Here is a 15,240-nt window from a genome sequence, read left to right as displayed (position 1 = left end):
AGTTGAATTTTACTTTATAATGTTTAATACTTTTCTAAGGTTATTAAATGCTTTTTAATACTAATCTTCCTGAAAATAAATAGACTCATAAATGGAATGATTGCAATAATAAGAATGATAGTTGCCCATACAAGGGATTCTTTTAGGTATCCTAAAAACCACGCCCCAAAGGAGAAGCCTAAATTGTTTAAAGTCATGTATAGTGTGAATTGAGATGCAGATACTTTTTTCCATGACAGTTTCATGCCTATGGCCATTATGGCAATGGTTAAAAGTGTCGCCATTAAGTAATATAATATTACAAAACTGTAAATTAGAGTTACATTTTCCCAAAAGTTTGAAAGCATGGCAAAACTGCCTAATAAAATAATGATAATTGAAAGTAAAATAATGGTCATTTTTTTGGTTCCTAAAAAATCTATTATTACACCACCTACAAACATTCCAAAGAATCCTCCAATTAATGTAGCGGCTGAGGAGACTTGTGAATAGGATATGTTGGTCCAATCTAATTGCTGTACTGTAAAAATGGGAAGTAGTGTATCAACTAAACCTGTTAGCATACCAGTAAAGAAAATACCAAAACATAATAACAAGCTTGATGGTAGAATAACTACTTTTAAGAGGTTTTTTAAAAGTTCTCCCCAATTTTTAAATTGTGTTTTTTCTGAGTCTTTAGATGACTTTCCTTTGGTCCATGGCATTAGTTTTTCACCAGGCCGTTCTCTAAAATATATAGGAACAAGAATTAGAATTATTACTATTAAAGCCATAGATGAAATAGCATTTGTAAATCCTACAATATTGATAAGGGCTGAACCAATAAGGAGAGATAAGGACTGACCAATTATTCTTGACCCCCACATGATTCCGTTTGCTCTAGCTTGCTGATTTATTGGTATTATATCTACCGCCATACCATCAATGGCAATATCTTGAATGGAACCAAAAAGATTAATAACAAAGCCAATAATTATGAGGGTGCTTAAGTTGCCTAAAGGATCAGGTATAAATCCAAAACCCAAGAAACTGAGCATTAAGCCGATTTGTCCAAAAATTATCCATGGCCGTTTTCTTCCCATAGAGAGAATGGTGTACCTATCCATGAGAGGTGCTATAATTATTTTAAAACTCCATGGAATCATAATTACTGCTATATAACTAGCAATTTCAACAGGAGGTATATTGTTCATAGCTAACCAAGCTGGAATAGCAAAAAACATGATTCCTATTGGAATGCCTTCAGAAATGTATAAAGCAGAAAAAACTAAGTATCTTAAAATTGTACTTTCAGAAAGAAAACTTTTCTTTTTTAATATAAGAATTTCATCATTTACTGATTCTTCTTTCATTTTGGTTGGTTGGTTTTATAAATGTAATCAGAAAGTTTTATTATCTACATTTTTAAATTTTTCATTTTCGGCTATCCTGATATTTAATCTATAAGTTTGTTTGAACGGTTCGTAGTATTACTGAAAACATCTATAATATATGTGCCAATTAATTTATTACTTCCATAATTTAAATCGTATTGTTATTCACTTTCAGTTCAAAAAACAACCAATCCAATAAGGCGTCTTTAGGGTTATATTTTAATTAAAAAAAAGTCTTATCTAGCATTAAGGCCAAAGTCCTGTTCAACAGATTTATACCAGTCTTCATCATTAGCTGCATTCCAATCTACCCATTGTTCATCAGACATGGAGGCACGCCATTGTATAAATGGTTCTGAGTCTGGTCCAACAGGATGTCTTAATTTCCAGGTTTTACTTTCTGAAATTTCCAATATTTTTTCGGCTACTAAAGTTGGTGGAGTTGGTGTTTTAAGCGATGCTGCAAAAAGGCCTCCAAAACGATTTACTTGAGGATAAATAGATTTACTTTCAGATGCACCTTTAATATCCAGAGCCATTTGTGTATTAATAATCCCTGGTTCTACAATGGCCACTCTAATATTAAAAGGTTTTACTTCCTGTGCCAAGGCTTCACTAACTGCTTCCAGGGCAAATTTACTTGCAGCATAAGCACCTAAGGGACTGTTTGAAATATGACCAGAAACAGAAGCCACATTTATAATGCAACCATTTTTATTTTTTCTCATTATAGGAAGTACACCTTTGGTACAGCGCAGTACGCCAAAATAATTAGTTTCCATAACTGATTTAAAATCTTCCATGCTGAGTTCTTCAATAGATCCATGACGTTCTATACCGGCATTATTTACTAAAACATCTACTTGGCTATGTTTATCGATAATAGCATCAATGCATTTTTTAACAGAGACATCAGAGTCTACATCCATTTCAGATATGGTGATATCTAGAGATTCGTTAGCTATTGTTTCTTTAAAATCTTTAGACATTGCAGTATTGCGCATGGTAGCGAATACTTTATAGCCTGCTCTCGCAAAGGCAAGTGAGGTTTCTAGGCCGATACCTTTGCTTGTTCCTGTTATTAATGCTGTTTTCATTGGTTGGTTAGTTTTTAAAGTGTTTAAAATTGTTTTTATGTTAAATAAAAATTTAAGATACTAAAAATGTAATGACATAAAAAACATTATTTTTTCTCCGCATCAGCGAGCTTTTTCGTATCAACGTACTGTTGGAAAGCACTTACTTTTCCGTCTTTAAGCGTCCAAAGGTGTGCTACTTGTGCATCAAATGTAACACCATTCTTTTTCAATTTGGCCTGATAACGTAAGGTAGCAAGTACTTGATTGTTCGACATGTCATGAAGTTTTATATTAGCAAGGTTAAAATACTCATAGTCCTCTCCAACACGAGCAAAAACCCCATTTAAAACAGCTTCTGGCCCAATGTATGGATTACCATCAGCATAGGCATTTCCTTCTGCCTCATTCCAAACAACATTGGCATCCATTGCGGCTAGGACATTTGGGATATCACCGGCACCAAATGCTTTATAAAGGCCATCTATAACACTAACATTTTCAGGGTTGGATACAATTCCTAATTGTTGTAGAAATATCATATTGTCCATAAAATCTTGCTCTTGAGCAATTTTTCCATCTTGCATTTTAACTAGGGTCGTGCCTTCAACATCAACCATATTTCCGGTTGCAGGAATACCAAAGAATTCGCCAGTGTGTTTGCCTTTAAAATTCCAATGTTTTACTATTTTGTCACCTTGACCAAAGATATCTTTTATGGTAAATTCAACATCTGAAAATCCAGTAACAAAGTTTGAATAATAGTCTTTAAACCCGTCAATACCTACAATATTTTCGGGGCTCATAATCATTGTAATATTATCGGTGAAATTAGTGTTATTAATAAGCTCTAGATTACCTGTGTTAATAATGTCATCCCAGGTTTGGGAGTACATTTTTATATTTTTTTCAACCTTAGCATTTTCGCATGATGTGAAGCCAATACATAATATGGCAAATAAAAAAATAATGGAGTTTTTCATGATTATTTAATTTTTAAGTGTTTTATTATTTAATTAAGATATATTAAATTTTTGAATTGTTTTTCTATGCTTAGTAAAATTTAGAAATTGAATGACTAAAATAATTAATAATGTAGGTATTGCCATTAATAAAAAGATAGTATCCCATGAAATATGTTCTTTAAGGGTGCCTACAATTCCAGCACCAAATGCAGCTCCCATATTAGTAATGGCCATATAAAGTGTGAATTGAGTAGCAGCAACAATTTTCCAACATAACTTCATAGCTCCTGCTAATAGGCTAATAGTAATAAAAGTGACCAAGAATGTGTATATTGAATAAAACACAAAAATGAAGGTGTCATTTACCCAATAATTTTGAAAGAATCCCATACTACAAAGTAGAAGTGCAAAGACGCTAAAGTAAATAGTTAGCATTCTTTTTTCACCATATTTGTCAACGAGAAATCCACCTATAAACATTCCAAATATACCAGCGACTACGTCTGAAATTGAGGTTATTTGAGAAAATGAAGTATTCGTCCAATCAAGATCCTGAATTGTAAGTATGGTAAAAGAAGTATATACTAAATTCTTTAAAAAGCCTAAATAAAAAACCGCAATTATTATTAATAGGCTAGAAGGTAGAATTACGACTTTGAACAAATCTTTTAGAATCAATATCCAACTTTTTGACTGTTCCTTTTTCGAATTTTCAGAAATTTCACCTTCAGTCCATGGCATTATTTTTTCGCCTGAACGTTCTCTAAAAAAAATAGGCGCTAATATTATAATAGCCACTGCAAATGCTAAGAAGGGAATTGCTGCTGAAAACCCTAAGGTGTTTATTAAAACGGTGCCAACTACCATGGATAATGAGTAGCCGATTGTGACTGAACCCCACATGAGTCCATTGGCACGAGCCTGCTCATCAATTGGAACAACGTCTATAGCCATTCCATCTGTTGCGACATCTTGAAATGCGCCGAAAAAATTGATAAAAAAACCAGCTATCATTAACCATTTTAAATTATTTATAGGATCGGGTACAAATCCAATGGCTAAAAAACTAATGATTAAACCTAATTGACCGAATATCACCCACGGCCTTTTACGACCCATTGATAAAATAGTATATCGATCCATGATTGGTGCTATTAGGATTTTAAAGCTCCATGGGATACCCATAACTGCAACAAAACTTCCTATTTCTGCAGGTGTTTTATTATTCATTGCTAACCATGCTGGAATGGCAGCTAATGTAATTCCTTGTGGTATGCCTTGTGCAAAGTAAAGTACCGAAAACGTTACATATCGTAAAACTGAATTTTCGGTTAATATTAAATTAATTTTTTTTAAAAAATTATTATCCTCATTTATTAAAGTGGTTGGTTCTAATTTCATGTTGGTTAGTTAATCTTGGTTAAGGTTTTAAATGTAAAGAATATTATTCAATAGTACCTACCAACATTGTTACACCTCCAGTAGCAAAATTATGAAGATCATCTGCTGTGGCTTTTCCTTCAGGAGAGTCCATGGCTTCCTGCATGGCTTCAGGACTGTGATACCAGAACTCAGCCATACGATAATAATCTGATTTATTACTATCAGAATTACTTAAAAACTTAGTGAGTTCAAATTTTTCATGTCCGGTCATTTTTGCAGCTTTAGGCAAGTGGATGTTTTCATAATAATCTTCGAATGCCTTATCGTCGGTTGGATGTTTATATAGTACAGTTAGTTTAATCATTATTTATTTTTTTAAGTCTATTATTATTCAGCTATAGCGGGTTCATTATTACTCCACATACCGTAAAGAGAAATCCATTTGCCTTCGGAGTTGCGTTTCAATATTTCAGTGTATTTTCCTACATCAATAATAGTATCTCCTTCAGGAGTTAAAAACTTCAATTCAAAGGTTCCAATTTCATAACCCAAATTACCATCGCTACTTGCATCAATAGTTTTTACTGACGCAGCTATTAATCCAGCATCAATAGCTCCTTGCCAATAATTTTTAATGTTTTCTCGGCCACTTATTATTGGTTCGTTAGGTGGTAATAGAGATGCATCTTCTGTATATAAATGAGCAGCTGCTGTCGCATCTTTTGCAACTAATGCTTTTGCGAAGTCCCTGTTCATTTGGCCTAATTCTTCAAACGTTGCGGGTTTTACGGTTTCTAAAGTTTCTACAACTTGTTCCTTGCAACCTGCTAATGAGATTACTACTAAAAAACCTAGCACTATAGGTCTTAAAAATTGTATTGGTTTCATATTTAATAGTGTTTAATTGGTTATTATTTACTTTAAAAATAGCTTAATGCTTCTTGTTTAAACTGAAAACAACTTCTGTAATGAGTAAAGGGATAGTCCAACTCAACCAAATAACAGTTGGACCTCTTTCTTCAAATGAATCCATTAAATTGATGGTAATGGATAAACTTTCTATCCAACGAAACATTACAAAAGCAAATGTTACAACATAGCTACGTATCATCCATTCTTTGTGTTGCGCTAGCTGTTTTCTCCTAATCGAAATATACGCCATTGCAGAAGTGATGATCCAGGCAAATGCGAGTCCCTGTAGGCTAAAAGCCCAAGAAAAATTCACTTTTATACCAGTAGTCCAAGCTAATATTGTAGAACAGATAGTACCGATTAAAATTGCTATTAAATATATACGACCCAACCACCTATGGAACGTTAAATATTTGTTTCTAAATGTTTTCCAAAATTGAAATGGACCAATAATTAACGCCAAAAGACCACTTGAAACGTGCCCAATTAAAGCCCATTTAAAATCCCAATACCTACCAAGAGCCTCTTGTGTAAATTGAAAATAAGGAAACGCATCATTAATCACAAATTTTCCGGCAAATAGAATTAACAAAATCAAAATCAGTAATTTAAAATAAGATTTAGGTTTTATTAATGCAAAAATATTTGACTGTTTCATAATTAAAAAATTAATTTGAGTACTGATTTAATGTTTCTTTTACCGACTCAAAATTAATACCTAATTGACGCTCAGCCATTTGGTTTTGGTAGATGATTTTTGCTTTATTTTTTGGTGGTTGACCATTAAGCATGAGGGTTACGTCTGAAACAGGGTAAGTTTCACTTGAGAGTAAATAGTTTTTTCCATGTAGTCCTGAAATAGTGGCTGCTTTATAAATACATTTAGCAACGTCTTTAACATTAACAATAGCAAACTCAGCATCAGTGTCAAAAAGCATTTGTACAAATGGGTTTGGAGCAATCTCGTTTTTAAATAAAAACTGTAATCCTGTTGAGGTAGAATCTTCTCGGTTAGATAAAGATTTTCCAAATACTGCTACGGGTGAGACACTAGTGATTTCAAAATCGAGATTCGAGTGGCTTTTTATAAATTCATTAACCGTCTGGTTGGCAATAAATTTCGCTTGAGCATATGGGTGACTTTCTTCACTCATAAAAGGCGTATCCGTTTCACTAATCGTATCTGTTATTGATTTATCTCCTGAAGGCATGGGGAAGTTTGTATTATAAGCAGCTACCGAAGCAATAAATACTACTTTTTCTATACTTGGGGTATCATTTATAACTTCTAAAAAGTTTTCGGTGCCTTTGATAGTTGGATCAAATAATTCGGTTTTGGGGTCCTTAACATCTAACAGAAACGGTGTGCCACCGTGTATAACAATATCACAATCTTTTACAAATTCACGTAAAGCAGATTTATCTTCAACATTTAATTCGCTTATATATAAATGGTCAGATTGACTAAACTCCATCAAATGTTCATATTTGCTTTCATTTGAAATATCTGTTGCAGATACCTTGACTTCAAAACCGTTGTTTAAAAATGCCTTTGTAACGTGGCTTCCTATAAAGCCAGACCCCCCTATAACTCCTACTTTTTTCATGATGTTTTAGATTACTAAAAAAAACAGGCAATTGACAATAGTTTTGGTGACTAACTCAAAAAAACATTATAATGATAACGGATTATTACTATTGCCAAATATTATTCTCCCAAAAAATTTGCCTGTTATTCTAATTTATTTACTTAGTTTATTCTTTTTGTATGTTTTTGCTTGTTTCTATAATTTGTATATCCATTATTAATTTAGAGATATCCCAATAACCGTCTTCTCTTACAATTTTACCGTCAATAAAGCGAGTTGTAATATGAGCAGGTATCACATAAAGTTTTCCATTCGCTTTTAAAGTAGCTTCCCAATGTCCCCAAAAGTTTACCCAGGTTTCACCTTTGTCAGTGACAACCATTTCATATTCCTCACTTTCTGGGTCGTATTTCCAAGACGAAAAAAGCGTTGCGTCTTCTTTGTTTTGCGCAATTAATTCAGCTACTGTCTGTGAATCTTTATCGGTGACATTGTTTAAAATCTTTGCAGTATCGGCATAGTGACTTGCCAAGGCGTTCCAATCTTGTTTTTCATAAGCTTCGATAACCTTTTTATATGTATCTATTTCTGGTGATTGTTGCGTATAGCGAACGTTTTGTTGGCATGCGCTTAATAAAATGAGTGATGTGAAGATTAAAAAGAACGAGTTTTTCATTATCTCTTGTTATAAAAACCTCACAATCTGATAAATTAGATTAGTGAGGTTTATTGGTTGGTTAGGTTGAATCTAAAATGATTCTGTTTCTAAGTAACTAAAAATCATAATAAAAAGAACGGGATTTAGGACGAAACCTGCAATATTTTGTCCGAAGACATCCTTTTATTTATCAAAACAACTTTTTTAATTAGACTACGTCTATATAAAAATTTATATCGTTTGTAATCTGTTGAGCAGCTCATCTTTTAGAGCTTTACTAACAGGAATGGCTTTTTTGCCAATTACAATATGACTTGTGGCTACTTCATCTATTTGAGATAGGTTCACAATAAATGAACGGTGCACTCTTATAAAATGTTTATCTGGTAATTTTTCATCGAGATCTTTTAATGTCATTACCAATAAATACTCTTTCGATTTTGAGTAAATTCTACAATAATTACGTTCTGCCTCAATGTATAAAATATCTTTAATATCCACTCTTACCATTTTTTCATGATGCTTTACAAAAATACTATCACTTAAAATAAAAGGCGCTTCTTTTTCTGCGGAAGGGTTAACTTGTTTCGTTTCGGTTTGCACTCTTTTTACTGTTAATTCTATGGCGCGTTGTAAATCTAGTTTTTTAAATGGTTTTGAGATAAACGCATATGGATTTGTTGTCTTTGCCCTTTTAAAATGCTCTTCGTCTGCATTAGCTGTTAAATAGATAATAGGAATATTGTACGATTTTTGCATCATTTGAGCCGTTTCAATACCATCTATTTTTCCCTTTAATTGAATATCTAATAAAACAATATCGGGTTTGTTTTCTTTTATTTGTAATAGGGCTTCTTCACCTCTGGGAATTATACCTGTAATCTCATAACCAAGCGTAGTAAGTTGTAATGATATGTTTGCAGCAATAATCATTTCATCTTCAACGATTAATATTTTTGTAGTTTGGCTCATTTATGCGGCTGTGTTTAATTTAAAATGAAATAAAATCGAGGTTCCATTTTGAGTGTCTTCTTTCATAACACCATTAAGTTGTTGCGTTAACAGTTTAACGAGCTGAGAACCAAAGCCCGTACCTTTTGGAGCTAAGCCAACCGTTTTTCCAATACCATTGTCTGATACTTTTAATGTTAAGGTTTCTGGATTCGATTTTGATAAACTAATCATAATATTTCCTTTAGTATCATCAGGAAATGCATATTTTAAAGCATTAGTAAGCAACTCATTAACAATTAATCCAATAGGAACGGCGGTGTCAACATCTAATTCTAAATGTTCCATAGCACATTCTATTTTCACTTTGTCATCTTTATTAAAGGTGTCTAAAATGCCTTCACCAAGATTTAGGAAATAGTCTTTCATTTCAATGCTACCAAGGTTATCACCTTGATAAAGTTTTTGATGAATAATGCCCATAGATTGAACTCGGTTTTGACTGGCAATCATAGCATCTTTTGTAGCGGAGTCTTCTAATTGCGCAGACTGTAATGAAATTAAGCTTTTAACAAGTTCAAGGTTGTTTTTTACGCGGTGATGGATTTCTTTTAATAATAATTCCTTTTCTGCGTTTTGGATATCTAATAAAATATTTTTGTCTTTTAATTCATTATTTGTTTTTTCAAGTATAAGACTAGATTTTCTTTTTAGTCTATAATTGCGATATACTAACCCTAATAACAGACCTCCAATTAACAGAGCGATAATAAATATTTGTTGTTGAAACTGTTTTTGACCTAATTCTTCTTTTTGGTTACTTAAATTCACTTTTAATTCATTTTCGCGCAAACTTCTTTCATTCGTTTCTTTTTCAAAATCAAGTAATTCTAAATAATGTTGTTCTTTATATTTTAATGCATTTATTAAGTCTCCTTTTTTTTCATAAGCATCACCAATATATAAAAGCATCATTATTGCTGGTTTTGAGTTTTTATGCTCTAAATAATACTCCCTAGATTTTTTATAATAAGAAATGGCAGTATCGTATTTTTTGTCTTTAAGGTTAAGATCGGCAAGTAATCCAAAACAATATGGATAAATACCGGTTTCCTTATTATAGGTTTCCATAATTTCTATAGATTTCATAATACTTTTTTTACCTTCCTCATATTGTGCACGACTAATACTATCTTTCCCTGTTGGCGGATGTGTAATTAATTCGCGCCCGATGGCAGCATAATACGATGAGTAAGCAAGAGGAGTTTTATAATTTTTTAGAATGGACTTTATGTTTGCCCTGTAATAACTTACTGAATCGTTATTTTTATCTGTATGATAAGATGCCAAGGCATAATTTATTCTAAAAAACCTCCAGTTATTTTTCTTTGAAATATGGTTACGGTAATAATTATAACTTTTCAATAAATATTGATATGCCGTTTCCCGTTCATCTTTAAGAGCATATTTATAATAAAAAATACCCTTGTACATAGATATCCTTGCCTGTATATCATTATTTTCATCAGCTTTCAGATAATTCATTGCTTTTGTAAATAATTCTAAAGATTCTTTTGGTCCTACGACGTTTAATTTTATGATGATTGTCCACAATGCCAGATAGTCAAATTTCAGAATCCGATATCTATCTATCTCATCAGGTAACTTTGAAACAAATTCCCACCCATGTTGCGCATTTAAGTCCAATTCATCATTATAGGTTGAATAAATAATCATATCCATATAAATATTTCCCAATTGCTCTAAATGGGTTATTTTATTTTCATCAAGATGATGTATTGCTTTATTAAAATAATGACGACTACTATCTTGATTGTATTGGGGTATAAAATTAAACCACACTGCTTTATTTTGATATGTTTTACTTTGGTTTAAAGTCACATCTGCATCATTTTGTCCAAAGGCAAAATTAATTACAAGAACTAAAAAGAAGCTCAATTTTATTTTCATGTTAAATTTGCTATGCTTTTTATGTTTTTTGTGTTTGTAAGTAGTTATTGTTATTTTTTAAGCTGCTGTGTTTAATTTAAAATGAAATAAAACGGACGTTCCGTTTTGAGTGTCTTCTTTCATAACTCCATTAAGTTGTTGCGTTAATAGTTTAACGAGCTGAGAACCAAAGCCCGTGCCTTTTGGAGCTAAGCCAACCGTTTTTCCAATACCATTATCTGATACTTTTAGTGTTAAGGTTTTTGGATTTGATTTTGATAAACTAATCATGATATTGCCTTTAGTATCTTCGGGGAATGCATATTTAAGGGCATTGGTAAGTAATTCATTTACAATTAACCCAATAGGAACGGCGGTGTCAACGTCTAATTCTAAATGTTCCATGGCACATTCTATTTTTACTTTATCATCTTTATTAAAGGTATCTAAAATACCTTCACCAAGATTTAGGAAATAGTCTTTCATTTCTATACTGCCAATATTATCACCTTGATATAGTTTTTGATGAATAATACCCATAGATTGTACGCGATTCTGACTCGCAATCATGGCATCTTTTGTTGCAGAGTCTTCTAATTGAGCAGATTGTAATGATATTAAACTTTTTACAAGCTCCAGATTGTTTTTTACACGATGATGGATTTCTTTTAACAGTAATTCATTTTGCTTGTTTTTCGCTGCCAGCAATTGGTTGGTTTTTGTCCGAATTCTATAACTTCTATATCCAAAAAACAGAAAACCTAATAGTAAGACAACCACACCTGCTGCCAGCCATTGCACTAATTTTTGTTGTGCAAGTTGTAGTTTTTGAGCAGCTATGGTATTTTCTTTTTTTTCGGTTTCGTATTCTGTCAGCAGTTTAGACATGTTTTTATCACTTTCAATAGCGACCGTTTTATCTCTAATTTCTCTCGCTTTCCTTTCGTATTCCAATGCCTTAGCATAGTCTCCTAATTTTTCATAAATGGTACTTGTGTGTCCGTAATTTTCAGTTAAGTTTGAATAATCTTTATCTTCTTCTTGAAATTTTATGGTTTCAAGTTGGTATTTTAAGGCCTCTTGATAATTACCAGTGAGTAAGTTAATCTCGCCCAAATTAGCTGTGAGTGCAGTAATAGCATTTTGGTAATTTGTTTGTTTCGCTAACAATATGGCATTTTCATATTGAACTAAAGCCTCGTCGTATTTGCCTAGTCTTTTAAGTGAATTACCAAGATTATTGGTGAAATCACATAAATTCATAGGATTGAAACCAATCGATTTTGCGAAGCTTAATGCTTTCTCAAAATACATATAGGAGTCTTGAAAATTACTCATACCCATACACGCATCTCCAGCTGATGTATAGGCGTAAACTAATTCTGTTTCAAGGTTGTTTTTTTTGCAAAACTCAATGCTTTTTATAGCATAATCAAGCGCTTCTTCATTTCGTTCTTGTCTATATAAATCTTCAGATATTCTACTGGTAGCACCTGCTATTCCAATATTATCATTAATAGCCTCCATGAGGCGTAATGCCTTTAAATCTAGTTCCAAGGCTTGTTCTAATTCCCCTTTCTTTTTATGAACCCAGCCTATTTTAAAATACGTAGTTGCTTGTCCTTTTTTATTGTCGACCGCAATATATCCGTTCAAAGCTTTATTAAAATGATACGAAGCAGAGTCTAACTCTAGTAAGTTAGCGTGTATTCTTCCTTTCATTTCATTGAACTTAGGCATCCAATTTTTATCGTTTAATTTATTAGAAAGGTTCATGCCTTGCCTTGCGTAATTTAAGGCTATAGTTAAATTTTGTGTGGATTCGATCGTTACAATATCACTTAACAAGTCTAGTTTAGAACTGTTTTTTGTTTCTTCAGAAAGTAAATGAGTAAGACTATCAATAGATTTGTTCTGTGCAGAAATAATTGGTGATCCCATAAGAAGAATCACTATAGAAGTAAACCTAAGTATAAATCGAGATATATAAGTAGCAATTAACATATAGTCTTTTAATTTAAAATATCATTATTAAAAAAACTAGAGGGAATACTTGTTAAATATAATAAAAATCTGAAATATTTTTTAAATAAAGCCATCGATAGCCTTTCTCTGTTTTTTAAAGTTTATATACCTGATAAAGAAAATGGTTAAGAATGGTGAAATTGCCGTACACAATAACACATATTCCCAGGACATCATTTCTTTAAATGTACCGACTAATCCAGAACCAGCGGCTCTACCCATATTAGATAGTGCCATAAAAAGTGTAAATTGTGTCGCCGCGACTACTTGCCAACATAATTTCATGCTAGCTGCAAACATAGCGATACAAAGGAACGTGTAGAATAGATAATAAAGTAAAATAAAACCGAATATGAATTTATCGTTTTGCCATAAATTGGGTAATACAGCTAGACCAATTATTAAAATCGTTGTAACAATGAGATAAATAATTATCATTTTTTTGTTACCGAAGAAATCAACTAATGCCCCACCTGCAAACATTCCAAAAAAACCCCCAACAACTGTTGTAATTGAGTAAACTTGTGAATAGGTGGTGTTAGTCCATCCTAATTCTTGAATAGTAAAGATGGGCAAAAGGGTATCAATTAAACCATACATTATTCCATTAATGAGGGTTGCCATTCCCATAAAAATGGTTGACGGTAAAATCACAACTTTAAAGATGCTTTTAAAAATTTGAGACCAATTTTTTAACTGTGCATTTGCAGATTCTTTAGAAGCCTTCCCTTCTGACCAAGGCATTATTTTTTCTCCGGGTCGTTCTCTAAAAAAAACAGGAACTAACATAATGCATGCGACCGCAATTGATAGCGAAGCGATGGCAGTACTAAATCCTATTAAATTAATTAACGCCGTTCCAATGACTAATGATAAGGCTGTACCTATAGTTTTTGATCCCCACATGAGCCCATTGGCCCGCGCTTGTTGATTAATAGGAACCACATCTATTGCCATGCCATCTGTAGCGACATCTTGAAATGCTCCAAAAAAGCTTATGAAAAATCCCGCGATCATTAAACCATCTAAATTATTTAAAGGATCTGTAACCAAGCCAATAGATAAAAAACTAATGATTAAGCCTAATTGGCCAAAGATTACCCAGGGACGTTTTCTACCCATTGATAAAATAGTAAACCTATCCATTAAAGGTGCTATAAGAATTTTAAAACTCCATGGTATACCAATAACAGCAACAAAACTTGCAATTTCAATAGGTGTTTTGTTGTTCATCGCTAACCACGCAGGAATAGCAAAATAAGTAATTCCTTCGGGAATTCCTTGGGCAATATATAATGCAGAAAACGTTAAATAGCGTATTACTGAGTTTTCAGTTAGGAATAAATTACGCTTTTTAGATGTTATTTTCTCATTAAATTTAAGAGTATCATTATTTAATTTCAAATGGGTTGGTTTTGGTTGGTTAGTTTTTGGTTTTATTGATTATATCTATGTTATGAAAATAAGACTTGCCGAGTGGTTAAATCTAAATAATATTTGATTAATATTTGCGGTTTTGATATTAAAATTAAAAAGTTCAACAAATTGTTGAACTTTTTAAAAATGACGTATATCGTTTAATATAAATGATAGATTAATTAGATAACTCTTTATTTAACGTATAAATGTAAGACCAGTCACTTGAAATAGAAGCTCTCATTTTTGCGCTTAATGCGTCTGTTTTAGACTTTCCATTCGCTTTTTTGTAAATTTCCCAAATACCATCTCTATCAACATCTAAGTCTGCAAAGTTTTTAAATGGAATAGCTACAAAATAGTCTGCAACTTCAGGAGATCCACCTTGAACGTCGTACCACGTGCCTCTACTATCACCTTCGGCTTTTTTCATGGCAGATGTTAATTCATCAACACACTCTTTAAAATCAGTTGAATTACTTGTTTTAGCATTATATACCCAAACAAGTTCTGTGCCTTCAGGCATTCCAGCTTTTCTACTTGCTTTCGGTACAGATCTGGCAATATTATAATGCACGCTTTTAACATGTGGCATTATAAAATTAACAACAATCATTCGGCATTCTTTTCCTGCTGCATCGCCTTCTTCGTCCATCTCAGCCCAATTTGCCATATTACTGGTCATGGTATATACAGACCCTTCTCCTTGAACTCTGCGCCACATGCTCCATTTGTCTTCACCTTCGTTTTCAAGGTAACATTCTTTCCATGATTTCACCCCTTCTACAAATTGTGCGTCATGACCTGGTTTTACAGTAATTTCAGATAAGTTTAATAAAAAACTTTCATTTTCTTGTGATACCGCTAATACTGGTATTAATAGCATCAAATACAATAATTTTCTCATAATTTCGGTTGGTTTTAATTGTTAATATATAATTG

The 15,240-nt window shown here is 32.5% G+C and carries 14 protein-coding genes; all 14 read right to left on the bottom strand.

Annotation, left to right across the window (positions count from 1 at the left end):
- Positions 1-23 precede the first annotated feature (23 nt).
- The 14 genes from AC15TD_RS10050 to AC15TD_RS09985 all read right to left on the bottom strand — a co-directional run bounded on the left by AC15TD_RS10050 (position 24) and on the right by AC15TD_RS09985 (position 15,205).
- Positions 24-1,352, bottom strand: a complete 1,329-nt coding sequence (locus AC15TD_RS10050) for an MFS transporter (protein WP_484452014.1) — start codon at positions 1,350-1,352, stop codon at positions 24-26.
- Between the two features lie 257 nt (positions 1,353-1,609).
- A complete protein-coding gene (locus AC15TD_RS10045) occupies positions 1,610-2,470 on the bottom strand; it encodes an SDR family oxidoreductase (RefSeq protein ID WP_484452013.1) in 861 nt (286 codons plus the stop codon).
- Between the two features lie 86 nt (positions 2,471-2,556).
- Complete coding sequence (locus AC15TD_RS10040; RefSeq protein ID WP_484452012.1) at positions 2,557-3,432, bottom strand: ester cyclase; 876 nt, start codon at positions 3,430-3,432, stop codon at positions 2,557-2,559.
- Positions 3,433-3,465: 33 nt separating this feature from the next.
- Positions 3,466-4,815, bottom strand: coding sequence for an MFS transporter (locus AC15TD_RS10035; protein ID WP_484452011.1), 1,350 nt, complete (start codon positions 4,813-4,815; stop codon positions 3,466-3,468).
- A gap of 43 nt (positions 4,816-4,858) precedes the next feature.
- The gene (locus AC15TD_RS10030; RefSeq protein WP_484452010.1) at positions 4,859-5,161 is read right to left on the bottom strand and encodes an EthD family reductase; all 303 of its coding nucleotides are present in this window, start codon (positions 5,159-5,161) and stop codon (positions 4,859-4,861) included.
- A gap of 23 nt (positions 5,162-5,184) precedes the next feature.
- Positions 5,185-5,685, bottom strand: coding sequence for a YybH family protein (locus tag AC15TD_RS10025; RefSeq protein WP_484452009.1), 501 nt, complete (start codon positions 5,683-5,685; stop codon positions 5,185-5,187).
- Positions 5,686-5,728: 43 nt separating this feature from the next.
- A complete protein-coding gene (locus AC15TD_RS10020; protein WP_484452008.1) occupies positions 5,729-6,367 on the bottom strand; it encodes a DUF2306 domain-containing protein in 639 nt (212 codons plus the stop codon).
- Between the two features lie 10 nt (positions 6,368-6,377).
- Positions 6,378-7,316, bottom strand: coding sequence for an NAD-dependent epimerase/dehydratase family protein (locus AC15TD_RS10015; RefSeq protein WP_484452007.1), 939 nt, complete (start codon positions 7,314-7,316; stop codon positions 6,378-6,380).
- 148 nt (positions 7,317-7,464) lie between these two features.
- On the bottom strand, positions 7,465-7,974 hold the full coding sequence (locus AC15TD_RS10010; RefSeq protein WP_484452006.1) for a nuclear transport factor 2 family protein: 510 nt from the start codon (positions 7,972-7,974) through the stop codon (positions 7,465-7,467).
- 213 nt (positions 7,975-8,187) lie between these two features.
- Entirely contained in the window at positions 8,188-8,928 is a 741-nt protein-coding gene (locus tag AC15TD_RS10005) for a LytR/AlgR family response regulator transcription factor (protein ID WP_484452005.1), read from the bottom strand.
- On the bottom strand, positions 8,929-10,878 hold the full coding sequence (locus AC15TD_RS10000) for a sensor histidine kinase (protein WP_484452004.1): 1,950 nt from the start codon (positions 10,876-10,878) through the stop codon (positions 8,929-8,931). It lies immediately after the preceding gene.
- A gap of 57 nt (positions 10,879-10,935) precedes the next feature.
- Entirely contained in the window at positions 10,936-12,798 is a 1,863-nt protein-coding gene (locus tag AC15TD_RS09995; RefSeq protein ID WP_484452003.1) for a tetratricopeptide repeat-containing sensor histidine kinase, read from the bottom strand.
- A gap of 144 nt (positions 12,799-12,942) precedes the next feature.
- The gene (locus tag AC15TD_RS09990; protein ID WP_484452002.1) at positions 12,943-14,286 is read right to left on the bottom strand and encodes an MFS transporter; all 1,344 of its coding nucleotides are present in this window, start codon (positions 14,284-14,286) and stop codon (positions 12,943-12,945) included.
- 190 nt (positions 14,287-14,476) lie between these two features.
- Positions 14,477-15,205: a hypothetical protein gene (locus AC15TD_RS09985; protein WP_484452001.1), complete on the bottom strand. Its 729-nt coding sequence runs from the start codon at positions 15,203-15,205 to the stop codon at positions 14,477-14,479.
- Positions 15,206-15,240: the final 35 nt, after the last annotated feature.

Source organism: Yeosuana sp. (genome assembly GCF_057126245.1).
The sequence above is the reverse complement of the archived record's forward strand: the minus strand, read 5'-3'. Positions and strand labels throughout refer to the sequence as shown.